Origin of the sequence: Streptomyces sp. NPDC005784, assembly GCF_042871525.1 — a bacterium.
Taxonomy (GTDB): Bacteria; Actinomycetota; Actinomycetes; order Streptomycetales; family Streptomycetaceae; genus Streptomyces.
This window is the reverse complement of sequence record NZ_JBIAIQ010000051.1, coordinates 20,603-44,572: the sequence shown is the minus strand read 5'-3', so window position 1 is coordinate 44,572 and position 23,970 is coordinate 20,603. Positions and strand designations below refer to the sequence as shown.

General features: G+C 68.2%; 21 protein-coding genes and 1 pseudogene. 11 read left to right on the top strand and 11 right to left on the bottom strand.

Annotated elements, in window-relative coordinates; all coding sequences use genetic code 11:
- Positions 1-704: 704 nt before the first annotated feature.
- The 4 genes from ACFYR3_RS41120 to ACFYR3_RS41105 all read right to left on the bottom strand — a co-directional run bounded on the left by ACFYR3_RS41120 (position 705) and on the right by ACFYR3_RS41105 (position 4,288).
- Positions 705-1,634: a transposase family protein gene (locus tag ACFYR3_RS41120; RefSeq protein WP_355591920.1), complete on the bottom strand. Its 930-nt coding sequence runs from the start codon at positions 1,632-1,634 to the stop codon at positions 705-707.
- 259 nt (positions 1,635-1,893) lie between these two features.
- Complete coding sequence (locus tag ACFYR3_RS41115) at positions 1,894-2,250, bottom strand: hypothetical protein (RefSeq protein ID WP_389287250.1); 357 nt, start codon at positions 2,248-2,250, stop codon at positions 1,894-1,896.
- Positions 2,251-2,358: 108 nt separating this feature from the next.
- On the bottom strand, positions 2,359-3,198 hold the full coding sequence (locus tag ACFYR3_RS41110) for an IclR family transcriptional regulator C-terminal domain-containing protein (RefSeq protein ID WP_389287248.1): 840 nt from the start codon (positions 3,196-3,198) through the stop codon (positions 2,359-2,361).
- A gap of 145 nt (positions 3,199-3,343) precedes the next feature.
- Positions 3,344-4,288: a zinc-binding alcohol dehydrogenase family protein gene (locus ACFYR3_RS41105; RefSeq protein ID WP_389287246.1), complete on the bottom strand. Its 945-nt coding sequence runs from the start codon at positions 4,286-4,288 to the stop codon at positions 3,344-3,346.
- A gap of 465 nt (positions 4,289-4,753) precedes the next feature.
- Between ACFYR3_RS41105 and ACFYR3_RS41100 the strand changes: the two genes are divergently transcribed.
- On the top strand, positions 4,754-5,167 hold the full coding sequence (locus tag ACFYR3_RS41100; RefSeq protein ID WP_389287244.1) for a hypothetical protein: 414 nt from the start codon (positions 4,754-4,756) through the stop codon (positions 5,165-5,167).
- A 46-nt stretch (positions 5,168-5,213) separates the two neighbouring features.
- Here the strand turns inward: ACFYR3_RS41100 and ACFYR3_RS41095 are convergent, their stop codons facing one another.
- Positions 5,214-5,972 (bottom strand): hypothetical protein, encoded by a 759-nt coding sequence (locus ACFYR3_RS41095; RefSeq protein ID WP_389287242.1) that lies wholly within the window; start codon positions 5,970-5,972, stop codon positions 5,214-5,216.
- A 550-nt stretch (positions 5,973-6,522) separates the two neighbouring features.
- On the opposite strand from ACFYR3_RS41095, the gene ACFYR3_RS41090 reads away from it, so the two are divergent.
- The 10 genes and pseudogenes from ACFYR3_RS41090 to ACFYR3_RS41045 all read left to right on the top strand — a co-directional run bounded on the left by ACFYR3_RS41090 (position 6,523) and on the right by ACFYR3_RS41045 (position 16,838).
- Positions 6,523-6,882 (top strand): hypothetical protein, encoded by a 360-nt coding sequence (locus ACFYR3_RS41090; protein ID WP_389287240.1) that lies wholly within the window; start codon positions 6,523-6,525, stop codon positions 6,880-6,882.
- A 997-nt stretch (positions 6,883-7,879) separates the two neighbouring features.
- On the top strand, positions 7,880-9,031 hold the full coding sequence (locus ACFYR3_RS41085) for an MFS transporter (RefSeq protein WP_389287238.1): 1,152 nt from the start codon (positions 7,880-7,882) through the stop codon (positions 9,029-9,031).
- Positions 9,032-9,230: 199 nt separating this feature from the next.
- Positions 9,231-10,244: a hypothetical protein gene (locus tag ACFYR3_RS41080; RefSeq protein ID WP_389287236.1), complete on the top strand. Its 1,014-nt coding sequence runs from the start codon at positions 9,231-9,233 to the stop codon at positions 10,242-10,244.
- Entirely contained in the window at positions 10,241-10,654 is a 414-nt protein-coding gene (locus ACFYR3_RS41075; RefSeq protein ID WP_389287234.1) for a hypothetical protein, read from the top strand. The genes ACFYR3_RS41080 and ACFYR3_RS41075 overlap by 4 nt, the downstream gene beginning before the upstream one ends.
- Positions 10,642-11,919: an MFS transporter gene (locus tag ACFYR3_RS41070; RefSeq protein WP_389287232.1), complete on the top strand. Its 1,278-nt coding sequence runs from the start codon at positions 10,642-10,644 to the stop codon at positions 11,917-11,919. Before ACFYR3_RS41075 ends, ACFYR3_RS41070 begins: the two co-directional genes overlap by 13 nt.
- Positions 11,916-12,833, top strand: a pseudogene (gene egtD / locus ACFYR3_RS41065) (L-histidine N(alpha)-methyltransferase); the annotation flags it as partial. The gene ACFYR3_RS41070 and the pseudogene egtD, both read left to right, overlap by 4 nt.
- Before the next feature lie 148 nt (positions 12,834-12,981).
- Positions 12,982-13,491, top strand: a complete 510-nt coding sequence (locus ACFYR3_RS41060; RefSeq protein ID WP_389287231.1) for a hypothetical protein — start codon at positions 12,982-12,984, stop codon at positions 13,489-13,491.
- Positions 13,488-14,765, top strand: a complete 1,278-nt coding sequence (locus ACFYR3_RS41055) for an acetyl-CoA carboxylase biotin carboxylase subunit family protein (RefSeq protein ID WP_389287229.1) — start codon at positions 13,488-13,490, stop codon at positions 14,763-14,765. Before ACFYR3_RS41060 ends, ACFYR3_RS41055 begins: the two co-directional genes overlap by 4 nt.
- 44 nt (positions 14,766-14,809) lie before the next feature.
- Entirely contained in the window at positions 14,810-16,090 is a 1,281-nt protein-coding gene (locus ACFYR3_RS41050) for a hypothetical protein (RefSeq protein ID WP_389287227.1), read from the top strand.
- Positions 16,091-16,151: 61 nt separating this feature from the next.
- Positions 16,152-16,838 (top strand): HAD family hydrolase, encoded by a 687-nt coding sequence (locus ACFYR3_RS41045; RefSeq protein ID WP_389287225.1) that lies wholly within the window; start codon positions 16,152-16,154, stop codon positions 16,836-16,838.
- 656 nt (positions 16,839-17,494) lie between these two features.
- On the opposite strand, the gene ACFYR3_RS41040 is transcribed toward ACFYR3_RS41045, so the two are convergent.
- The 6 genes from ACFYR3_RS41040 to ACFYR3_RS41015 all read right to left on the bottom strand — a co-directional run bounded on the left by ACFYR3_RS41040 (position 17,495) and on the right by ACFYR3_RS41015 (position 23,957).
- Positions 17,495-17,806, bottom strand: coding sequence for a hypothetical protein (locus ACFYR3_RS41040; protein WP_389287223.1), 312 nt, complete (start codon positions 17,804-17,806; stop codon positions 17,495-17,497).
- 126 nt (positions 17,807-17,932) lie between these two features.
- Complete coding sequence (locus ACFYR3_RS41035; protein ID WP_389287221.1) at positions 17,933-18,130, bottom strand: hypothetical protein; 198 nt, start codon at positions 18,128-18,130, stop codon at positions 17,933-17,935.
- 659 nt (positions 18,131-18,789) lie between these two features.
- Positions 18,790-19,503 (bottom strand): ParA family protein, encoded by a 714-nt coding sequence (locus tag ACFYR3_RS41030; RefSeq protein ID WP_389287219.1) that lies wholly within the window; start codon positions 19,501-19,503, stop codon positions 18,790-18,792.
- Positions 19,504-19,694: 191 nt separating this feature from the next.
- Positions 19,695-20,267, bottom strand: a complete 573-nt coding sequence (locus ACFYR3_RS41025; protein WP_389287217.1) for a helix-turn-helix domain-containing protein — start codon at positions 20,265-20,267, stop codon at positions 19,695-19,697.
- Positions 20,264-21,460 carry a helix-turn-helix domain-containing protein gene (locus tag ACFYR3_RS41020; RefSeq protein WP_389287215.1) on the bottom strand — a complete coding sequence of 399 codons (1,197 nt, stop codon included), beginning with the start codon at positions 21,458-21,460 and terminating at the stop codon, positions 20,264-20,266. Before ACFYR3_RS41020 ends, ACFYR3_RS41025 begins: the two co-directional genes overlap by 4 nt.
- Positions 21,461-22,604: 1,144 nt before the next feature.
- A complete protein-coding gene (locus ACFYR3_RS41015) occupies positions 22,605-23,957 on the bottom strand; it encodes a DUF3616 domain-containing protein (RefSeq protein WP_356782384.1) in 1,353 nt (450 codons plus the stop codon).
- Between the last annotated feature and the right edge of the window lie 13 nt (positions 23,958-23,970).

Sequence of the window (23,970 nt, the reverse complement as noted above, 5' to 3'; positions counted from 1 at the left end):
CTACGATCACTCTCTTGACCTGGGACCATTCGGGGGCGCCCGCAGCGCACAACCAGGCGGCACCGCTTAGATGTGACAGCGTGGCCCTGAGCCCTCCGATTCAGCCGATGCTCCTGGATGGCCGTCTCCTCGGCCGCCGCGAGGCGACCGGGTGGCAGAATCTGGCGTACCGCTCAAGTCGGCTGGCGCTTCTTGCGCGCCGACGGTCGCGCCGTCTCCATGATCCGTGTCCAGCCGTAGCCTCTGCGGGCCGACAAGGCGGGGGCGCGCACTACCGGCGATGCCGAGGGCGAGGAGAGTCTTGGCGAGGCTGCCACTGCTCGTCCTGGGCTCGTCGGCTTCGTTCCCCGGCGCGCTGCCCGCGTTGCTGCGGGACGGGTTGGGCAGAGGGGCGTGTCGGCTGGACTGAGCGTTCCCCTGCTACCTCCGGTCGGGCGAGCCTGGAGACGGCTCGCTCGTATGCCTCGGACTGGTAGCGCGGGCCGACCGCGAGGACCTGCAGCCGTGGCCGCCGGTCACGGTCCGCAGTGTCGGGCACCGGATCGAGGAAGCGGTAGACGATGCGGTAGCGCGGTGCTTGGCGGTTGAGGCGTTGGCCGACGTCGTACTCCTGCTCGTCGAAGTACAGCTTCCAGCAGTTTCTTACGGTGTTGTGCGCGACTGAGGTTGGGGCGTGTTGGCCTGGCGGGTTGGCTGGTGGGTGATTACCGCTCTGCGGTGCGGTCGGAGACGAGGCCGGCGATGGCCAGATGGGTCTCGGCGTAGTACTCGCGGCGGCCGAGGTACCGCTGGAGGGGCCTCCACTGCTTGTGCTCGGCGTTGGCGTGCTCGACGCATATCCGCTCCGAGGATTGCTTCTTGCGGGCCTCCTCCCAGGCGGTGACCTCCTCGGCCGACGCGTCCTTGGCAGGCTTCTTCGGCGGCGCCTGGACCTGGTCGGGAAACCGTTTGGCCAGGCCCCGGTATCCGGCATCCACCTTGGCTTTGACCTGCGGGTATTGCTCGAAGAGGGCCTCGATCCCCTCCGCCTTGACCGCCGTCTGATCATGCATACGGCCCGGCCGGACCGCGCCGGTCCACAGAGTCCGGCCCTGTCCGTCGGTGATGACGGTGGCCTTCTTGGTGTTCTGCCGCATCTTGCCGGACACGAACGCACGCCGGCCGGGGCGGCCCGCCTTCGGACGCCGGACCCGTACCTCGGTGCCGTCCAGGCGTAGCTCAACACCCTTCGCGGTGGCGTAGGCGAAGACATCGGCCAGCGTGTGCAGACGCAGTCCCGCCTCGCCGGGCACCGCGAAGCCCCGCGTCGCCAGGAGCGGACGGATCTCATGGACAGCCCGCGTGACGGTGGAGCGGTCCACGCCGTAGAAGACGGCGAGGGCGGCGTGCGGAAGCTGGAACCGCAGGATCACCAGGGTCGCGATCACCCGATCGGTGAAGACCAGTTGATGGCTGGGTCCGCCACCCTCAGCGCGCAGACGCTCATGGCCTCGACGTTCGCCCAGCCGGGACTCTTCCCGCGCCATCCACGGGCTGGCCAACTCGCCGATGAGCGCCCCGAGTCGACGCCTCGAGATGCCCGTGCAGATACGATGCGAGAGAGCCGTACGGGCCAAGGATCGCTTCACAACCATCCCAACCCGTACGGCTCTCCTCACGTTCCCGACCAGCCGAAACCGCTGTCGTACACAACGCCGTTAGTTCCGCCGGCCAGGAGTCCGACATTCGTTCCAGGCGGATGCCCTGGACTTGGCCGCTGGTCAGCTGGGCGATGCGGATGAGCGCCAGTTTCTGCAACTGGAGATTCTTCAACTTCAGGATGTCGGCGCCGACCTGCGGTAGGTGGTCTCCGCGGAAGGGGTCGGACGCCTCCACGAGTTCTCCGTCCTGCTGTCAGTCCTCGTGCGCCGACGCCCCGCCGGCCTGGAGGAGATCGTCGGCGTCCTCGGGCTGTGCCTTGGCGACCAGGCGGGCCAGGGCCGCGGTATCCAGCCCCTGTCCGGGGGCGGGAGCGTCAGCGAGCCGACTGGCGGCGAGATCGCCGAGGTCGAGGTCCTCGGCACGTTCCAATGCCCGGCAGAGCACCACGAACAGGTCGTAGGGCAGGACGACGGCTTCGGGCTCGCCGCCCTCCTGCTCGCCGACCAGTAGGGGGAGAGCTCGCTCGCCGCCCTGCCGGAACCCCGCCAGGACCGCCCGGAGGGTGGCGGCCACCCTGGCGGCGGAGTGAACTTCTTGGTGTTCGCTCATGCGATTCACCCTAGCGACGGCTACTCCCGGTCTGCGCATGGATTTCTGCTGCCAGTCCACCCCAGCTCGTCCTGCCTGCGCGGCGAGCGCTCTGAGCTGGGATTTTGCTTACGTTCCGAGCATCATGGCCATGGGCTCCGACAGATGGCTCAGTCTGGCACTGAGCTTGGACGCAGCCGTCTTAGTCGCCTCGATCAGTGACTCCGGCGCCTCGGGCATGACGGTGGCGGGTTTGAGTAGGAGCGCTGCTCCCATGATTGCTTCCCCCCAGACGATGGGTGCCGCGCAGGAATTCCACAGGGGCATGCACTCTTCGTAGCCGAGGGCGTAACCGCGGTCACGGACGCCTTCGAGCGAGACGAGGAGTTCCTTGTCGTCGCGGTAGACGCCGGGGCCTGCTTCGGCCGGGATTGGCTCGGCCAGCACCAGCTCCTGCAGGGTTGTGGGGAGGTAAGCAAGGATGGTTCGGCCGCTGGCTCCGGTGCGGAGCGAGCGGGTGACGGACAGGATGTCGAGGGCGGTCATACCGAGTTCCACCAGGTCCGAATCGCCCACGGCCATGTCGATGCACTGACGCTGAGCGCCCCCGAAGGGAGCCAGCATGTACTGGAAGACCAGGCCTCCGCCGGTTGCCTCGCGCAGTTCCTCCAGGACCGCGTGCGTGCTGTCGTCCTTGGCCGGCGCGTGCGCAAGAGCGTGCATTCCGAGGTGCGCGGCGGTCGCCCCCAGCCGGTACTTGCCGCGGCCGACCCGTTCGAACAGCCCGCCGTAAACGCCGGATTGCAGGATGCGGGACGTAGTGGAGTCGTCCAGGCCAGCCGCCTGGGCTATCTCACCGGTGCCGTGCACATCCCCGCCCAGCTGAGCGAAGGCTTTCTGGACTCGGATGAACCGGTCGACGAGACGAGATCCGGTCTCCGAGGTGTTCGAGATTTCGTTGCCAGTCATGCAGCCCGCTACCTCCCAACGGGTGGGCCACTCCCGCCGGAGAGCGGCCCACCAAATCCCTCACATGGACGCCTAGTTGAATGACGCCTCGCGTCGCACTCTTGTTCCGGGTGTCGGGAAATTTGAGGGTAACTTGAGCTTTTAACTACCCCTCAGTATCCAGGCAGAGCTTCCCGGTGTGTGCGCGAGCGGCCAGAGCTGTGTGGGCGGCAGATGCCTCGCTCAACGGATAGACCTGTCCGAGGACCGGGCGAAGCGAGCCGGCGCGCACGGCGTCGAAGAGCGCGTTCATGCTGGTGGGCAGGGCCTTTAGGTCGCGGAACAAGGTCGGCAGCCAGAATCCGGAGACAGTGATCGACCGCTCCATCAGCACCTTGGTCGATACGTTCGTCATCTGGCCCGATGCGTATCCGTACACGGCGAGCCGTCCGTTCGGAGCGAGGGCGGCGGCGATCGAGTGGAAGGTTGGTCCACCGGTCATCTCCAGCGCGACCTGGACTGGGCCGCCTGCCGCTTCCTTGATGTCCTCGGTGAGGTTCTCGCTGGTGGAGTCGACGACTGCGTCCGCACCGAGGTCCTGGGCGAGTTGCCGCTTCTCCTTGGTGCTCGCCAGCGCGATCACCTTCGCGCCGATGCCCTTGGCCAATTGGACGGCTATGGACCCCAGGCCGCCCGCGGCGGCCGGAATCACCACGGTCTGGCCCTCCTGGACAGCGGCGACGGTGTGGAGCAGGTGGTAGGCCGAATTGCCCTGGAGGCACAGTGCGACTGCCTGCTCGTCGGTCACATATTCGGGCACTTCCCACGAGGTGCGGCGGTGGACGTGGGCCTGCTCGGCGTAGCCGCCGCCTTGGGTGAGGCCGACGAAGCGCTTGCCGTCCGCAGTCTTGCCGACGACCTCGTTGCCGGGAATGTAAGGCAGCGTCACGGGGGCGAGATAGCTGTTTCCCATTACGTGCTTGTCCGCGTAGTTAACCCCTGCGCGACTCACGCGCAAGAGGTGATGGGCGCCTCGCGGCTCAAGGTCGGGGACCTCGACCACCTGCAGCACCTCCGGACCACCGAACTGCTCCATCCTGATGGCGCGCACACTTCTCCCTGTGGTTGTGGATCTGGGTATGCCTTCGGCGCCAGGCTATGTCACGGAGTTGACGGTTCTGTGGAGTGCCTGCAAACACCCTTCGTTTCTCACGGACTGAGAAAAGAAACCGTATTCTCACCGAATGAGATGCGTTCAATAGGCCTGTTTCTCACCACGTGAGAAACGAGCCATCATGTGCGACTCTCTGTGTTTCGTCGTTGACGTAGGCATATTTGCAAGGGTAGGAATCAAGACGCGGGGAGGGCGATCGTCCGTATCGACCGGGACGCCGCGCGCCGGATCGCTCGACGCTGCCGTGCCTGGGATCGTGTGCCGGGACGGGTGGTTGGCCCTCTGGGACGAGCGAGGTTTCGCCCCGCACAGGCAGGGAGAAGGAACGCGTGTGCTTAACGGGGAATGAGCCGTAGTCGCGCAATGTATAGAAGGCGAAAATAGACCGCGGGGGCGATAGCGATGACGGAGCCGGGCGGGCGCCGGCGGGAAAATCGGAACGGTGTGCTGGACAGGGATCCGCAAGGCGCGGAATCTCTGGATGGCGCCCATGAATTCGCGGACCTTTCCGAAGATAATGAGGTCCGTCGTGACGGGGACCAGGGAGACGGCCTCGTTCGCCGTAGCGATGAGAGCAGGCGTGACGCTCCAAGCGGGGTATGGCTCGCAGCCGAGGACGGGACCATACTGTTCCACCCGATCTCTGCAGCTGCGGAGGGGGTTCACCGCTGGCCGGGGCCGGAAGCCGACACCGTGGAAGAAGCGGACGAGAAGACACTCGACGCAGCATGCCGGCTGATGCCCCTGCTTCCGCGTGAACTGATCGCGGAATACCTCAAGTTGGGCCTGTACCGCGATGGCGGCGACGCCACCTAGTTCCAAGACGGAGTGCGGGGCCGTTCCTTCGGGAACGGCCCAGCTCCTATGCCTTGCCTGTTTCCAGGCGCCCGAGCTGCCCGATCATGGACAGGACGGCTTCCTTGCTCGACGGAAGCAATTCGAGGCACTGCCGCGCGATCTCGGACACAACCTCGTCCTGGAGGGCGTCGAGCGCATCTGCCTGGCCGAGGGCACGCGTGGCCGAAGTGATCTGCTCGTCGGTGAGCCTGGCTGCCGCTTCCAGAAGGCCGGCCGTGCGGGGGATCGCGTCGAGCAGTGAGGGGCTGCGGGCGATGCCGGCCAGGGCGGTACGCTGCTCGGTCGTCAGGTGGGTCACCTGCAGAGCGAGTTCCCGGACGTCTGCGTCACGCAGGATGTCGAGGGTCTGCAGCCGGCCGAGGAGGTCGGTGACCGTCTCCGGGGTGGCTTCTCCTTCCACGTTCTCCAGTCGGATGTGCCGGACGCCCAGCCGTCGCAACTGCTCCAGGAGAGCCAGCTGCGCCTGTGCGTCATCCTCGAAGGCCACCTCGTCGTCGACGAAGTAGGAGATGCGCCGACCGAAGAACTTGGAGAAGGCTTTGAGTTGGTTCACGCCTACGTTCGTTCCCGGCTTGCCTGATCCCAGCTCCCAGAGGTACGCGCTTGAGATCGTAACCCCGGTCGTCTCGGTGATCTCCTTCGCCAGCGTCTCCCAGGACGGCCTCTTCCCGCCCTCGGGGGCACGTCCTTCGCGGAGCCATGTCAGTTTCTCCGCGAGTGTGCGTGGCGGCTCGTTGGTGCCGTCACCGACGGTTCCGGGCATCGTCGGCCCCTCCTCCTCTCCTGTGAGGCTTGATCATTATGCGGGGGATGCGCGAACCCTGTCGCCATCCACGCACGTGAATATCACTTCGTAGGCAGGTCGCGTCAAGCACCCCTGCAGCGCAGCTCCGTGCCCGCCGATAGGTCTAGTCCACTGGTGTCAATGCTGCCTCCTGTGAGCCTCTCACACGGTGAGAAGCCGCAGGTCGCCCTTGCTGTTTTCTCTACAGGTGTTTATTTGAATCTAGCAGATATCGGGCTAATGGGTCGCCTTCCTGGCTGGCGGTCGGCGGGACCGGATGCCGGGTGGTTCGGCTCCTCGGCGTTGGGTTCTCGGCGCTCCCTACAGTCGCTATCTACATGCGTTTATGAAACAGGGTCGACCTGTCGTGCCCCGGCGGCTATGGTCGAGGCCTGTCATCTACAGGTGTTTATGGATGTGGGTGTTGGGGCGTCCGTATGCCCGCCACCATGCACGCGAGCGAGGTTGGGGTGCGCTCCGAGGAGTCCTCGTCCACGAATGCCGCCCGAGCAGCAGTGAGGGGACCACCTTGATCGTCCTGAACCGCCGCAGGATTGCGGCAGGAGTACTCGGCCTCGCACTCGCCGGTGGGGGCCTGGCCGCTGCACCGGCGGCGCAGGCCTACGACACAGCGACCATGAAGGTGTCGTGCAGCGCCGTGAAGTTCCACAAGAGTCCGAGCAAGGCCAGCACGGTCGTCGGCATCGGATACAAGGGTGACAAGGTCCGGGTCGACCAATTCGCCTACAAGGTCAAGGAGAAGACCTGGTACTCCCGCGGGACGGTGACACGCCGATCTGACGGCAAGCGGGTGCGCGGTTACGCAATCTACTACTGCGTCAACCCCTACGAGGTCTCCCCGCCCCCGGCCTACCCGAAGCGCCCGTAGACCATCCGCGGTGCCACCCGCTCACACCGGGGCGGCCTGATGCACAGCACCGGCGGGGACACGCACACCTGCATCTCCGGTACCGCTGACGCGCCGACTGCGCAGACCAGTCGAGGACCTCACCCCCCCGTACGGTCCTCGACTCCCTGGAGGGGGGGGCCCCCCCCCGGGGGGGGGGGGGCGCCCCCCCCCCCCGGGCCCGGCCCCCCCCCCCCCGCGCCCCCCCGGCCCCCCCGCCCGCCCCGGCCCCCCCCCCGCCCCCCGCCCCCCCCCCCGGCGCCCCCCCCCCCCCCCGCCCCCGCCCCCCCCCGGGGGCGGGGCCCCCCCCCCGGGGGGGGGGCCCCCCCCTCCGCCATCCGGTTCACGTCTGGCCGAGACGTCACGGCGCACGGCACCCGCGCGGTCGCCGAGGCACCACGGCGGATCACGCAAGACCGGCATCAGCCACCGAGAGGTATCACTTCCTCTTCATACGGAGACATCCGTGGACATCCTTCGACACCGGCGCAGTACTCGCTTGAAGGCTTTCGCACTGCTCAGGCAACGGCGGCCCCAGCTCTTTCGCCGACCATCCGGCGTCCTTCCGTCGGCGCCATGCGGCCATCGAGAGCGAGAGCCGTCGGCGATGGGGGCCGCAGGAACCGCGACGGTCGACTCGGCGATGCCCGACGGCCGTGTCCCGCCCGGACCGCCAGCCCGGCTCACCGGCTGCCAGCTGTCGGGAGGGGGCTTGGACGAAGCCGAGTACCGGAGTGAGGCGGCGGGCTTCGCACCAACACGCCTGGAGTCGGCGGGAGTCCAGCCGCAAGTGAGCTCTGCGCGCGACTACGGGAGCTGATCAGCCGTCTTGTTCCGGTTTCCCGCCCCGGCGCCGAGAGGCGCCGCAGCCCTTCGGCTACCTGGAGTCTTGGTGCCCGCAACAGCCTCATCCCCGCAACCACTGAGCACATCACCCCCGGCCCCGGCTACGAAGCGGTGGCCTCCGGTCATCTGGGCCTTGCTCATCGGGACGTTCGCCGTGCGCGCCGCCGGATTCGTCTACCCGTACCTGCCCTATCGCTTGGCCGAACTGCACCTGGACACGGCAACGGTGAGCACCGTCCTGGCGCTGTGGGGGGCCGGCTGGTTCACCGGCCAACTCCTGTGCGGATGGCTGGCCGACAGGATCGGCCGCCGGGCCACCCTCGTCAGCGCCATGACGGCGGCGGCTGCGGGCTTCCCGCTGCTCGCCGAGGCCCGCACCCCACTGGCCCTCGGTGCCGCGGCAGCCGCCTCCGGTCTCGTCTACGACGCCCCCCGCCCGATCGTGTCCGCCGTCGTCGCCGACACCATCCCGGACGAACCGGGGCGCGCACGCATCACTGGCTGGCGGCACTTCGCCGTCAACCTCGGCGCCGCCACCACCGGCCTTGTCGGCGGAGCCCTCGCGGAGCCGGTCGGCATCCCCGTGCTGTTCTGGTGCAACGCACTGGTGTGCGCCACCTTCGCCGTAGTCGCGCTTCGGGTCGTCCCGCCGCCCAGCCCGGGACCGGCTCCCGGGAAACGAGGGCAACGGGAAGCCTTCACTAACCCCCTGCTGTGGCTGCTGTGGCTGGCGAGCCTACTGATCCTGATCCCGGTCGCCGCCCTCTTCTCCATCCTCCCGATGATGATGGCCCAGGACGGCCTGCCGCCCACGGCCTACGGATGGACCCAGGTCGCCAGCGCCGCCGCCGTGATCGGACTCTCCCCCCTCCTCAACCCCTGGCTCGTACGCCGAGCCAGGCGCCCCACCCCGATGGTGGGCCTGCTCGGCACGAGCGGGATCATCCTCGGCGCGGGGATGGGCTCCGCCGGGCTTGCCTCCTCGACCGCCGGCTACGGCGCCGCCGCGGTACTGGCGGTACCCGGCGAGATCCTCGCCTTCGTCGCCGCCACCGATGTCCTCAACAGGATCGCGCCGCCGTCGAGCCGGGGCGTGTACGCGGGCATTTGGGGCACGACCCTCGCGGCTGCGGTTTTGTGCGCCCCCGTCTTCGGCGGATGGGCCCTGGCCCTCGGTGGCCATCACCTCGTCGCCCTGGCCACCCTCATGACCGGACTGCTCGGCGCGGCCCTCTGCCTGCCCTTGGCCGCGCTCCTGCACCGCACACCACGAGCGTCCGTATGACGGGCCGCGCGACAGCCGACCGCACCGTCGGCCCACGCCACCACCCCGCGGCCGGCCAAAAGTCACCAACCGATCGCCCGCGCTCCCACCGCCGCCGCAGATTCCGTGCGAACACACCAGCCCTTGCACGGCGGCAGACGAGCCGGGACTGGCCCACATGCCGTCACATCCCACCGCTGCAGAAGGAGACCACCGCACGATGCGACACACGCCCGGATCCTGGCGCCTGCGCCACCTGACCCTGCTCGCCGTCAGCGCGGCCATGGCCGCCACGCTCACCGCGTGCGGCTCGGACCCCGACAAGGCCGTTGCCCCCACGACGAGCGCGAGCCCCGCACCCACCGGAGCGGTGACCCGCGCCGAGGCTGCGCGGATCCTCGACCGCTACGAGGAGATCAACGCAAAGGCGAACAAGATCCAAAACCCCGCACTGCTCGGCACCGTGGAAGGAGGCCAGCTCTACGAGCAGTCCAAGGCCGACTACCGGCTCTTCCCGACCTGGTCGAAGAAGGACCAGGCGTACTACGAGAAGCCCTTCACCTACCGGGACCGTTCCTACTTCATCCCCCAGGGCCAGACCTGGTTCGCCGTCAAGGCCATCGCCAGCGGCTCGAAGTCTCCGGCACTCCTTGTCTTCGACAAGACCTCCGGCCGCCGCTTCAAGATGGTCGCCGTCGTCTATACCGACCCCAAGAGCCCGATCCCCGCCGTCGACACCAGCAACCACGGCCTCGCGACGGCCGCAGATCCCACCAAACGCGTGGGAACCCTCGCCCCGGAGCAGGTGTCCGCCGCCTTCGAGGACCTGTACGAGACCGGCGACATGAGCATCTCCAGGCTCGCCAGCACCACTGTCACCAGCACCGCCGTCAACACCTACCGCGAGCGCACCACCTACAAGAACGCCAAGTACGCCACGCTGCACTGGGAAGCCACCCAGCCCACCCACCCGAAGATCTACGTCCTTCGGCTCCGAGACGGCGGAGTGCTCGCGGTCTTCCCCACCGCGCACAACCGGATGGAGCAGCTCAAGGACGGCTACATCTACAGCGGTAACGTCAAGATCGACCCTGGCTCGCAGCAGTCCGTTTTCAACAAGACCCCGCGCGTGGCGATCCTGGACGAGTTCCAGGGACAGGCCCTCGCCCAGTTCACACCATCCGGTGAGCCGAAGGTTCTCGGCGTCGAGTACCAGATGGTGGATTCGCGGTGAGTGCGCCGAACCGGACGAGCCGGGCCCGCGGACACTCCCAGACCAATCCTCGGTTCACCGCCACACTCCACGATGAGGGGTGGGCCCGCGAGCGCGACACGCGCTTCGCGCGATTCCTCGCCCAGCGACTCGCCGACGTGGAGGCGACCGGCTGCCTCGCCGAGAGAAAGCTCACGGCGGGTGTGCTCGACCTCTACACCGAGTGGCACCACAAACGCGAACTCGGCGCGGCCGGCCTGCAGGACCCCGCCACCGCAGAGGCGGACGCCATGGGCTGGGCGCTGCGTTGCCTGGCCCACAGCGCTTGGCGGAACACCCCCGGATGGGAACAGGCCTTCCACCCCGCGGCCACGGCGCCCGTTGCGCCCACCGCCAGCAGCGTCGGATATGTCCCGGCATGCCAGCCATGACCCTGCTCGACAGCACGCGGGCGTCCGAAGGCAGAACTACGCTCGCCGTCGTTCGGTACCGCGACGTCCTGTGTGTGCCCTACGCGGCACAGCTGCTGGGCGGGTCGCTCATCGGGCGACTGCCTACCGGGATGGCCCCGCTGGCGATACTCCTCTGCACCGATCATGGTGCCGGGGACGGAATGCCGACAGGCCTGCTCGTCGCGGTGTACCTGGTGGCCAACGCCATGGGGGGCCCACTCAGCGCCCGTCTGGTCGACCGCCACGGGCAGAGGCGTGCGCTCACCGCGGGCACCGCCCTGAGCAGCACGGCCTTCCTCGCCCTGGCCGCCGGGTCAAGGGGGTCCTGGTGGGCGGTTGCCGGCGTGACGGTCGCGGGGGCAGCCCGGCCCCCGCTGGACGCAGCGCTCAGAACGCTTTGGGGCGCGAGGGGGATGATGCCGTCGGCCGCCCATCAGCGGGTGGCGCTGGCCCTCGACTCCGCGACCCAGGAGCTCATTTACATCGTCGGCCCGCTGCTGGTGGGCACGATCGTCACGGCCACGTCTGCTTCCTGGGCGCTCGTTGCGACCGCGGCCGTCGGTGCCCTCGGCGCCGCCCTGTTCGTGAGCACGCCGGTCACCCGCGTTCACGGCGCCAACTCACGGCCCGCACCGGCCGATTGGCTCGGCTCGATCCGCTCGGCGCCCCTCCGGGTGCTGTACGTGGCGATGGCGTGTGTCGGAGTCACCATCGGAGCTCTCACCCCCCTGGCCGTGGAAGCGGCCGACCAGCTCGATGCCCCCGAGCTCTCCGGATGCCTGCCTGCCGCCCTGTCGTGCGGCGCGGTCCTGGGCGGCCTCGCCTACGGGGCACGAGCCTGGCGGGGCAGCACCGCCGGCCACCTGATCATCCTGTCCGCCGGATTCGCAGTCGGCTGGATCCCCCTGATAGCCGCAGGAAGCCCCGCGACCGTGCTGTCCGCGGCAACGATCCCCGGGCTCGCCATAGCCCCCCTGCTCGGCGCGGGCTTCGTCACCACCAGCACCTTCGCACCACCCGGGCACACCACGGAGGCCCACGCCCTGCTGGTCGCCTTCCTGGACATCGGATGCGCGATCGGCACGGCCGCGGCAGGCCTCACCCACACCCAACTGCTCCTCCCGGCTGGCGCAGCTGCCGCTGCGCTGATTCTCGCCACCACCCGACGGCGCCTTACCCCGGCGGGCCCGCACTTCCAACCTCCCACGCCTGACCTCGAAATGGACAAGGAGCCCCTTCCGTGAGCCCGTTCCTGATCACCCGAACCCTGCCCGAGGAGGCCACCGATGCCGCCCTGCGCGCCGACGTCCTGCGGGGCCTCACACGCACGCCGAAGGCGCTGCCTCCCAAGTGGTTCTACGACGCACACGGCAGCGACCTATTCGAGAAGATCACGGAACTGCCCGAGTACTACCCGGCGCGAGCCGAGCGCGAATTGCTGATCGACAGCTGCGCCGACATCGCCGCCGTGACCGGCGCCCGCACCCTGATCGAATTGGGCTCCGGCTCGTCCGAGAAGACGCGGTACCTGCTGGACGCCATGCCGGACCTGGACACCTACGTGCCGGTGGATGTCAGCGAGAGCGCGCTCACCCAGGCGGGACACATGCTGGTCGAACAACGCCCAGGCCTGAACGTCCATGCCCTGATTGCCGACTTCACCACCGGCCTGGCCTTGCCGGGCACGCCCGGGCCACGTCTCCTGGCGTTCCTGGGCAGCACGATCGGCAACCTTATGCCCCGCGAGCGCGCCACGTTGCTGTCCTCCATACGGTCATTGCTCTCGCCCGGCGACGCCCTCCTGCTCGGCACCGACCTGGTCAAGGACGAGCGTTCCCTCGTCGCCGCCTACGACGACGCAGCCGGCGTGACCGCGGCGTTCAACAAGAACGTGCTCAGCGTGCTCAATCGTGCACTGGGCGCCGACTTCGATCTCGACGCCTTCGAGCACGTAGTCCGGTGGGACGCGGCGAACGAGTGGATCGAGATGCGGCTGCGGTCGCGCACGGACCAAACCGTCAAGATTCCCGCACTCGGCCTGGCGGTCGACTTCACGGCCGGCGAAGAGCTGCGGACAGAGGTATCGGCCAAGTTCCGCGAACAAGTCTTGCGTCGCGAACTGGCCCTGTGGGGACTGGAATTGACGCGCTGGTGGACCGCCGGACCGCTCTACGGCCTCGCGCTCGCACAGCCTTCCGCTCCGCCGGCCGCTGCCCGGCTGGACGCATCGAGCCGGCCTTGGGCCAATGACGGTTCGTCATGAGCCCCTCCACGCCTGTAGACCATTCTTCTCCCGGAGAGACACAGTGACCGGCCACCGCGCTCGGCGGCTCACGGCTGCCCTCTTTGCGACGTCGGGCTACCTGGCGACGATCCCGACCGCGAACTGGCTGACCACCCGCTACCCGGCCGCACCCGTGGCCCCCGGAGTCCTTGCTCCGGCACTGAAGGAGCCGGTCGTCGGCATCGGCTCTGTCTGCCGTATCCAGGCCACCGAAGAAGCAGCCGAGATCGTCGAGACGATTGCCGAAATCATCGGCCCCGGGCGATGCCACGGATTCGGATTCAAAATCACCGGGCTGCGGAAAGTCGCATGCCGCCTGGGCAGCGCAGACTCACACGCGTGGTCCGCTCAAGGCCGTCGCATCTCCGCCCATGACTGCACATTCCGTCTGCCGCGCTCCCGCGGCCCGCACAAGAACGAAGCGAATTGCCTGCGCTACGCGCTGGCCTGGCGCCAGCGCGCTCTGACCGCAATCGAAGCCGGAGTACGTACCCCTCCTTTCCTTTCCCACGACACTGGAGACGCAGCATGAGCGACCACAACTCCTCAGGTTCCCGCCCGATTTTGCTGTTGGGTGCCGGAGCACCCGAATTCCGGGAATACGTCCTGCGCCAGATCGCCCGCGTCCGACCCGTGGTGCTCATCGACCAGGACCCGCCCACGTGGGCCCGCCCCTATCTCGCCGCCCAAGCGGCCGTCGACCTGCGCGACCCAGAAGCCGCCAAGAACGTCCTCATGAGGGCCGCGGTCCAACTCGGCGCGGCTGGTGTGACCACCTACATGGAGCACTTCGTCGAACTCACGGCGTGGATCACCCACCGACTCGGCCTGCCGGGCAACACCCCGACGGCTGCCGCCGCCTGCCGTGACAAGGCCACCACCAGGAGCCTCCTGGCCCAGCACGGAGTTCCCTCGGCGAGCTCGCACCTGGCGCAGGACGCCGACCACGGGGTGAAGATCGCCCGTCGACTGGGCTATCCCGTCGTGGTCAAGCCGCGAGGCCGGGCGGGAAGCGCCGGAGTCCTGCGGGCCGACAGCGACGACGAAGTACGCGCCGCTTTCCAACACGCGCTGGTGGACAGCGTGCTGGGACTGGAGACCTGGTCCGTGCCAGGCGCCCTGGTCGAGGAGTACCTACAGGGACCCGAGATCAGCGTGGAGACCGTGGTCCTCGCCCCCGAACAGGTACGAATCGTGGCCGTCACCCGCAAGTCCCTCGGCCCCGAACCCCAGTTCCAGGAGATAGGACACTGCGTCGACGCGGCGGACCCGCTGCTCACCGACCCCGTCCTCGCCGACGTCGTGACCGCCACCGTGCAGGCCCTCGGCCTCAGCTGGGGCGTACTTCACATCGAGCTGCGGCTGACCGCCGACGGTCCCCGGGTGATCGAGGTCAACGGCCGCCCCGCAGGAGACCTCATCCCGCTCCTCGTCGAGCGGGCTACCGGCGTCAACCTCCCCCAGGCACTGGCAACCCTCGCCGCCGGCGGCATACCCGACCTGGCCCCGACACGCTCGCAAGCCGCCGCGATCGGCTTCCTGTACCCCGAGCACACCGGCTACATCGACCAGCTTCAGGCGCACGGCGGGCTGCACGATCAGCTGTGGCTGGAACGGCTCGTCTGGACACGTGATCTCGGCGCCCAGGTGACCGCGGCACCGCGCGCCAGCATCGACGACCGCATCGCGCACTGGGTCGTCACCGGCCGCACGGCCGCCGACTGCGCCACACGCCGGGACCTGGTCGCCGACCACCTCTCCGTACGCATCTCCCGCCCTGCCCACACCACGAGCTGCACAAAGTGATCGCTCCCGCTGTCCGCGTACCAATCTCCTCAGGAGGCTGCCCGATGGCCACCGCCCGTCTTGCGGTTGGGGCGCAGGCTCCCTACGCGACTGGGATAGCGAGCGTTGCCGTCATCGCTCCACAAGCCGGCTCCGGCTACCCCAGCGCGCTCGCACGCCGGGGACGCCATGCCGTCGCGGTCACCCTGGGCTTCGGCACAAGGCCGCCTGCCTACCGCGACGTTGCGGCCGACGAGGCCTACACCGATGTCATCGAGTACGACGGCGATCTGCGCCGCACCATCAAGAAGCTGAGGATGACGGGCGTCGAGGCCGTGGTGGCCGCAAGCCCAGTTGGCGTCGAGCTGGCCGAGCGGATCGCCTGGCAACTCCGCCTCCCGGGCAGCGGCATCCCAGGATCGACCCGCCTCCGGACCGATCGCGGCATTCAATCAGCAGCCCTGTCCCAGGCGGGGATCACCGCACCCCGCAGCCTGCGAACCACCCACCTCACCGAAGCCCTTGCATGGGCCGATCGCCATCAGCTGTCGGCCTACCAGCTGATCGCCGCCGCGATCGGCCTGCCCGTACGACCGGTCAACTGCCACACCAGGCACCAGATGGCCGCCGTGTGGCCGCAGCTCCAGGAGGCCGCCTACCGCAACAGCGGGAACGCCTCCCTCATCCTGCAAGAGCGTGTGGAGGGGCGGCAGTACGTCGTCGACAGCGTCACGCAGCTCGGCCCCGACGGTCCGCAGCACGCTGTTACCGGCATCTGGACGCACCTTCACGCTTCAACGGGGCTGCTCGACCGAACCGACCTCGTGCACCGACGCAGCCTCCTGGCCCGCCGGCTGTCGCCATACGTGCGCCGCGCTCTGGACACCCTCGGCGTGGCGTCGGGGCCGACGTCATGCCACCTCGCTTTCGAGCCCGAGCGCGGACCAGTCCTGCTGTCCGCCAGCGCCGTCACCCACCGATCACGTGCCGATGAGGCCGTGTGGGAGATCACTGACCGCGACCCGATCGATGCAACCCTCGACGGACGCCTCTTCACCTACCGCAGCAACCGCAACAGCCCTCACATCTGTGTGAGCCGGATCTACGTGGACGCCCAGCAGCGGGGCGGGTCTGGGCCGCAACTGCTGCAGGACCTTGCCGCGCTGCCTACAGCAGCGTGCGTGGACAAGGATCCGAACTCGCTCATATCCCAGACTGCGGCCCTCCGACCTGGTGGGAAAACGTGCGAGATCGTCCTCGCGCATGAGGACTCCGAGGCGATCGAGAAGGACTACAGCCTTATCAGGGATCTCACAGCAGATCTTCACAGGAATCAGCACCGCTGATGTTCCGTTTGCTGCAAACACCGCCGTACCCTTCATCTGATCAAGAGAGGAAGCGCTTCCCGTGCCACGGAACTTCAACCGGCCGCACATGGTGTGGGGATGGAGAGGCACCCTCGCCGACGACTTCCAGCACCAAGTCGGAGCGGTGAACGCAGCCCTGGCCTCTCTGGGCGCCGAACCGGTCGATCTCGACACGGTCCGACGCCACTTCGCCACATCAGCCCCCGCCCTGTGCGCCGCCATACTCGTCCGCGCTCTGACCGATCGGGAGCGAGCGAACGCGAGCGTGGCCTTCGAGACGTACCACTCCCGACGGCCGTCGGCCCAGCTCATGACTGGATCCCAGGACCTTCTTACAAGACTCATCCGCAGCGGTTGCAGCCATTCCGTGCTGTCGCTGAGCGCCCACAACGGGCTGACCCAGCAGATCTCCGACCTGGGCATCACATCCCTCTTCCTGCGGGTCGACGGACGGACGGGTCCGTCCGCCAGGAGTAAAAAACAGCCGCTGGCCAAGCACGTGGCGATGCTGCGCGAGACCATCAGGGACCGTCCGATCGTGGTCATCGGCGATGCCGTCGATGACATCCGCGCTGCGTTCGCCAATCGCGTTCACCCGGTGCCGTACGCCGGCGGCCTGACGCACTCCGAAATCCTCCGCGAGAGCGGCCTGCCGGTCGCCGAGACCCTCGCCGAGGCTGCGGCGTTGGCGATAGCGCACGCCCACAACGTGAACCAGACCATGTAGGACAACACCGCGTCCTCGGCACCGAGCACGTCACCAGAGGGTGAGCGGGAGGCCTGCTTCCTCGGCCGCCTGGATTCGGCGCTCAATCTTCGAGGCGGACTCTCCCGCTCGGAGCCCCGCACGAATAGCCTCGGCGATGGCCCGTGTCCGCCCAGCGGCTCCGCGGATATCTGCCAGAGGGCCGTGCGGATTGCCTCGGCGCAGCGACCACTCCGCGCGGTTTTCAGCTGCCGTCCCGAGCCGAAGATGGGCCGGATTAGTACAGCCGTGAAGGTCGCACGTGTGACACACGACAGGGTCTTCGGCAGCCGTCCAGCCAGGGCGATCTATCACTCCGTGCGCGAGCTGGTAGGCGAACAGATGCGCTGGCACAGTTCCGCGCCGGGACGGCCCCGGAAGGCTCGCGGCCCGAAAGGAACCATGGCCGGTCGAAGAGACTGCACCTAACCACGGAGCGCAACGGCTCGCCGGTCTGACATAGCGCTTCGCTTCGAACCGAGCGACAACATCCTCGTCGCTCAACCAGTCACGCCAAAGTCCCGCAGGGAGCCGGATCGGCATCGGCTCCCCAAGGAGCGAGAGCTGCTCGGCGTGAATGTCCACGGGATAGGGCCGGAGATCGATGCCTTCCAGCAGGAGTTGATCGGATGCTCCGCTCACGAGGCGTCCGCCTTGGCCGAGGGGAGGTCGGGCGGATAGCCCTTGGCACGAAGGAATGTGTCGAGCGCTATCGCGACGATGTCGCCGTGCTGGACACCGTGGTCCGCGTGAAAACGGCGGATCCGCCGTTGGAGTTGGAGAGCGTCAGGGACGGCGTAGTTGATTTGCCCGCGACTGGTGTGGCGGCCATTGATGACCTCCAAAGTGTCTGGGTGGGGCGCCAACGGGTCCTCGGTGTCTTCGGATTGCGCATCGAGAGCGTCAGCCATTTCGCGCAACTGGCGGGCGTGGTACGAGAGATCGGGCATAGGGAGCTCCGGTCCGGTCCACTAGTCGACTAGCTAGCCGCCTAGTCGACTAGTGGAATAGTCGGGGGGACGGGTGTCCGCGAACGAGCTGAGCGTTCGCGGACACCCCGTGTGCCTTACGGCGTGTCAGAAGCCGCGGGCGGTGAGCCACTCGTCCAGCGCGACCGAGACGATGTCGCCGATGGGCAGGTGGTCGAGTTCGTTGTCCAGCGCGAAGCGCTTGAGCCGCTTCTTCAGCTTCAGCGCCGCGGGGACCGACGAGTCGAGACTCTCGCGCGCGATGATGCGCTGGTTAAGGACGACGGCGGCCTCGGGGATGTCCATGGGGCGGCCGGGACCGTGGGCATAAGGCGTGCCCTCGCTGGGCGCTTCATGCGCTCGCGCTTCCTGTTCCTGGTGAAAGGCCGGACCATCAGCCCTCACCGGGAACGCCGTACCGCCTGCTGCCGGAGAAACTGCAGGGCGAACGACCACCTCGGCGGACGGAGCCGCAGGGGAAGGCGCGGACGTCACGGGGGACAAGCCGGGCTGAGCCACAGGCGGGGCCGGCTGCGCGAGCTGGACCTCAGGTGCTGCGGGCTCGGGAGCCGGAACCGCAGGCGGTACCTGTTGCTCCGCTGGCTCACCTGCGGATTCTGTCTCCGTCTCGGGGGCGACGACTGAGCGGGCTGCCTGACGGGTGGCGGGTTCCTGGGCAGGGTCGCTCGGCTTGGCCTCGACGGCAGGCTGGGTGACGCTCCGTGTCGCTTCGACCGGACCCGTCTGGCCCTGTGACGAATCCTCGACGGGAGCGCTGGAAGGAATGGGCTCAACCCGCGGGTTGCTGGCAGCGGGCTGACCTTCAGCCTGGGTGACGGCTTCTTCAGCGGCGAACTGCTCGGGGGTGAGCTCGGCGGCCGGGGGAGGAGGAGGCGGGGCCGTCTTCTTGGCTCCGCCCAAGGTACGACCGCCCGGGCGGCGGGCTGGGGGCTTCATGCGGTCGGTCATGCTGTCAGCTCCTTCATCAGCTCGGCGTACTCGCTCAGTTCGGTCGGGACCTCGCCGAAGGCCTCCATGTAGTGCACCCAGGAGTGGATGGTGGTCTCGGCGAGCGGGAACGGCTCGTCGCGGTCCGGGCCGATGCCCTCGCCCTCGCCGGGGTCGAGCAGCTGGTCCTTTGCCCGGCTGGGCAGGCTGGTGCGGTCGTCGGCCTTGACCATCACGACGTGGGCGGTGACGCCGTGCTCGTTGCGGGCGGCGGCACGCTCGGCCTCGTCGAAGGTGGCCACGAGCTTGCGGCGCTCGATCTTGGTGGGAGCGACCGGCACGAGCAGCAGATTCGCCTCGGTAACAGCCTCGTGGAAGATGCGGGCGCTGCCGCCGCCGGCATCGACCACGATCGCGCCGAACTCGGCCCGCTTCTCACGGATGTACTCGGCGATGTCGTCGAACGGGTACCGCTCGACCACCAGGTGCTCGGGGATCTCGAAGCCGGCGGCCTGGGCGACCTTGAACCAGTCGTAGGCGGACTGGCTGGTGGCGTCAGCGTCCAGCAGCAGCGTCGGCAGGCCGAGGACGACGGCGTAGTAGAGGGCGATGAACCAGGCAGAGGTGGTCTTGCCGGTGCCGCCCTTGAGCATGCCGACAACGATGACGAAGGCGTCCCAGACGCTGGCTGTAGCCGCCGCCAGGGTCTTGTGACGGGTGGTCTCGTTCACGAGTGCTTGATCTCCTGAAACTGGAAAGGTGCGTTGATTTGGCGTGGGTGGTCGACGGCGTCGACACGAGGTGGGCGCTGCCGCATTGGGGACAGGGGGTGCTCTTGCGGCGCCCCTGTAGCCGGGATGGTGAATGGGCGGGGTCTTGAGCCGAGCGGCACCGCGGACAACATCAGGGAGGGCCAGCGTGCTCATGGCCGCTTCCTCGTCCGGTCCGCAGGACCATGACGGTGCTGGGGGCGCATGGGCGTGTTGGCCTGATGCAGGAGCCGGTAGACCGTGGCTGTGGAGAAGTTGCAGTCCTCGGCAAGCTCCGGGACCGTGGCTCCGCCCTCGTACCGCGCTCGCAGTGAGAGCGCGAGCTTCTGCCGCTCAGCCGCTCGCGCTGCGGAGCGCAGCCGCACCGTCTGCCGCGTGGTGCGCACGGTACCGCCGGCTTCGGTCAGCAGGCGTCGGGCAGAGCGCCTCGTCTCTCCCCCGACCGTGGCGAGTTCGGTGAGGGTCGCACCGTGCTTCTCGTAGAGCGCGCGCAGACGGGCCGCGAGATGCTGACGGGCTTCGGGGCTTTCCCGTAGCCGGCGGGTCTGCCATGACGTGCGCATCTCGGTCCCGGCGTCGTGTAGCCGGTTGAGGACCGTGCCGTACGACAGGCCGCTGTCGGCTACGAGTTCGTCGACCGTGGCGCCGGACTCGTACAGGGCGTGCAAGGCCTGCGGGGTTGGCGATCCGCCCTCGGGAGGCGTGGTCGGTGCTTGTCGGGTCATGCTGCGGACTCCCATTCAATGAGGGCTTCGGCATGGGCAGCGGCCAGCTCGTCGTAACTGCGCTGGTCAGCAGGGGTGATGAGGATCAGCCGTCCATCCGTGGCAATCCGCCAGTCGGGAGCGGCGCGGCCGGTGAGCGGATCGACGACATGTCCGTCTGGCCTGTGCCAAGTGGAGGGGATCTCGTCAGGGCGGGGCGCCGGGACGAGCACCTGGCGGCCGTCACGAACGATCACCACAGCCGTGCTGCGATGCTCCGCGCGCCGGTCCAACACCGCTCGATAGGCGGCGCGTTCGGCCGCGTGGAGTGCCCTTCGGCGCGCGGCGAGGCCCGCGGTTCCGCACTGGAGGGCGATCACCCACCCACGCGAGGCCACGACTTCTGGCTCGGTAACAGCCTTCAGAGGGCTGTTACCGAAGCCATCCAAGGCGCGGGGAGCCAGCGTCCAGATCTCGCCGACGTGTTGCACCAGGCCGTGGCTCGCGAGGCGGTGGAGGGTCCGGTAAACAGTGGCGCGGGAAACGGACGAGGTGATGACGAGTTCGCCGACTGTCTGGGCCGGGCGTGAGTGCAAGGCCCCGATGATCACGAGGGCGGAGCTACCAAGCGCGTGCTGAGCGAAGGCATCGTGGGACATCAGGTGGCCGATGACGGCGGAGTCGATGTCGGCTGAAAGGGCTGTCTCGGAAGTGGACCACTCCTCAAGCGCTGGGGCGGGGGGGAACTGAGTGGTCTGCGAGCGAGAAAGGACGCTCCCCGGGCCGTTGCCGAGGTACCAGGAGGAGCCCTCCTTGCCGCGCCCGACCCTCAGCCGGCGGAGCCACCCACCGGGCTTGAGGACGGATTCGTACGCCTTGCGCAGGGTCTGCCGGGAGATCCCGGCCTCCTCTGCGGTCTGGCGCTCGCTTGCGGAGTGCAGACGGCCGCCAGCGACTTCTGCGAAGTTGAGATGCGCCCGCAACACTCGCAAGGCGGTGCGTCCGCGCTCCCCACGCCATGGGGTGACCTCGACCCGGTCACGAAGAGCGGCGAGGTCCTCGTGGACATCCTGGCGAGACGCAACCTCCGTCGTGTTGCCGACAGTTGCGCAGGCGCTGTCCCAGACCCGATGGAGGTACGCAAGGGCTCGTGCCTGCCCGGAACGCAGCGCGATGCTCTGCGTGTGCCTGCCACCCTCGTGATCCGGGTGCATGACCAGGCCTGTCAGCTGGTCGACTGTGCCCCCGGCGCGGGCAACGTGGCAGGCGATAGCCGCGGTAATCCGGTGGCCGTGCTCGGCCGTACCCTGGCGATCTCCGCGGTGGATGACCCGCCCGCTGCGATCGAGCTTGCTGTAGCTGCCCGCCGCGTAACGGCCAGTGAGGTCTCCGAGAAGGACCAGATCAGCCGCGGCCCGGGAGAGGCTAGCGAGTCCCTGCGGGGAGGTTTGGGTGCCTGTGACTGCCTCTGGTTGGGAGTTTGCCGGACGTGAAGCCTTCTGTGAGTAGTGCGGAGGGGGCGTCTTGTATGGCATTCTGGAGTCGTCTCGCAAAGACATGGACGTCACCCAGGCCCGCTAAAACCACGGGTGATATCCGGAACCGACCTCCAATCGGTGCCAGCGAAGCCTCCAGGATGTGCCGTCCTGGGGGCTTTCGTATGCCTGGCTCCGATGGAGGCAGGCGTCCCCATCGCAGCTCGATCATGGTCGAGCGGAAGGCCTCTGCCTGCCTTTGAGCGGCCCGCGTCGAAACACAGGTCGAATGCTCTAGCAGGTCACAGCCGATCGGGGTTGAATCAGAGACAGGCCTCTGAGTTCGTACCGACCGACTGAGGCCCGGCCGGCTCGGAGGAGCCAGTACAGAGGTGGTTGCCTCTGGCTGGCTCCAACCGATTCGGTCGGCTGGCAGAGTGACCGCGTCTGATTGCCTCCGACCGACCCAGGCTGCTCAGAGAGCCAGAAAAAGAGGGATTGCCTCTGACTGGCTCTGAGCGGCCCGGGTCGAATCGGGGTCGAATCAGAGCGGTTTCCTCTGACTGCCTCCGATCGCCTCTGCAACCCGTCCTAGCAGGTCACAGCCGGTCCGATCCCGGAAAGCCGCAGGTCAGAAAGGTGCTCCAGGAATACCCGGCGTACAGCCCGACTCGTCTGCCTTCAGGGCTCTGACCTGGTCCTACGACCTGGGTCGGGGCCCTTCGGCATATCCGGGGGAACTCCGGCTCTCTTCCCTTGGACTCCGGCTGTGCTTCCGTCCGTGCAGCAGTTCGCGGCATGGACGCGCGGCGGCCTGCCCCCCCGACCGTCGGTCGGGGGGCAGGCCGCCGTCCGGGCGGCACGAGGCCCGGTTCCCGCAGCCTCAGTTCGTGACCGTGAACCAGGTGGCGCGGGACTTCTTCCACTCGTTGTGGGTGAGGTCCTTGGCCTCCGTGCCGTCGCCGTACAGATCGGCGGAGCCGTCGTCGGTGATCAGCTGGGCGCGGGCGCCGGACACGGTGAGGTCGGGGACGTCGACGATCGCCTCCCAGCCGCCGGGGTCCGAGGTGGGCAGGTCCAGGCGCTTGACCGGCGCGTGCGCCGGGTCGCCGTCCCAGGAGTAGAGGGCGTACGGGTCCGAGTTGTCGTCGGCGGCCCAGGAACCGGCCACGATCAGGTACTGGTTCGACGCGTTCTTGCGGATGTCGCGGATCGCCAGACCGCCGAGGTCGAGCTCGATCGGCGTACCGAAGGTGGCCGCCGTGCCGCTGCTCAGCACCTTGTCGAAGTTGGTGACCGGCACGATGAGGGCCTTGCCGCCGGTCACCGCGGGGGCGAGCGGGGCGCGGAAGCCGACGTAGGCCGTGGTCGTCGAGCCCGGCGCGAACTCCAGGCCCTCCACGTTGAATCCGTTGATCTCCTTGGGGATCTGGCCGTCCGCGGTGCCCGCCGCGAAGCCGTAGCGGTTGTTGTTCGCCTTGTCCCAGGCGACGAGGTTGTCCCGCAGCTTCTTGTACGAACGGCCGTACGTCAGGGCGGTCGAGGCGCCCGAGCCGGTCACCGTCGTGGTGAAGACCGTGTTGCGGTCCGCCTTGTACTCGCCGTCCTTGTTGTTGCCGAGCGAGCCGGTCCAGTAGATGGTGTTGCCGACGCGGGTGGCGGCCTCGATGTCGATCTCCTTGGAGGCGCCGATGTTCGAGGAGAAGTCCCAGGTCTTGACCGGAGCGCCCGACGCCGAACGGTCGTACAGACGCAGGACGTTGGACTCGTCGTCCGCGACGACCGTGTAGCCGCCGCCCGCGTCGACGGCCGCCGAGGCGTCGCTGGAACCGGTGAAGTACCGGCTGTCGGAGGCGTATTGGACGGCGGCCGACGCGGCGTAGTGCAGCGTCTTGGTGGCCGTCTGGCCGTCGACCCCGGTCACCTTCACGGTGAGGTCGGTGTAGCCCTCGCCGCGCGCGGCTACGACGACCTTGCGGGTGGCGCCCGTGCCGCTGACGCTGACGTCCGCCGTGGTCGCCACCGCGGTCTTGCTGCTCTTGGTGACCGTGACGGTGAGCGCGCCGGCGTCGGCCCCGCTCTGCGCGACGGTCACGTTCACGGCCGGATCGGCGGTCGCGCCCACCGCGCCCGACAGATACGTGGCCGACAGCGAAAGGCTCGGCGTGCCGTAACTCGCCGCCTGTGCCTGGCTTCCCAGACCCACGGCCGTGAGTGTCAGCACGCCACCGATCATGGCGACTGTCCTG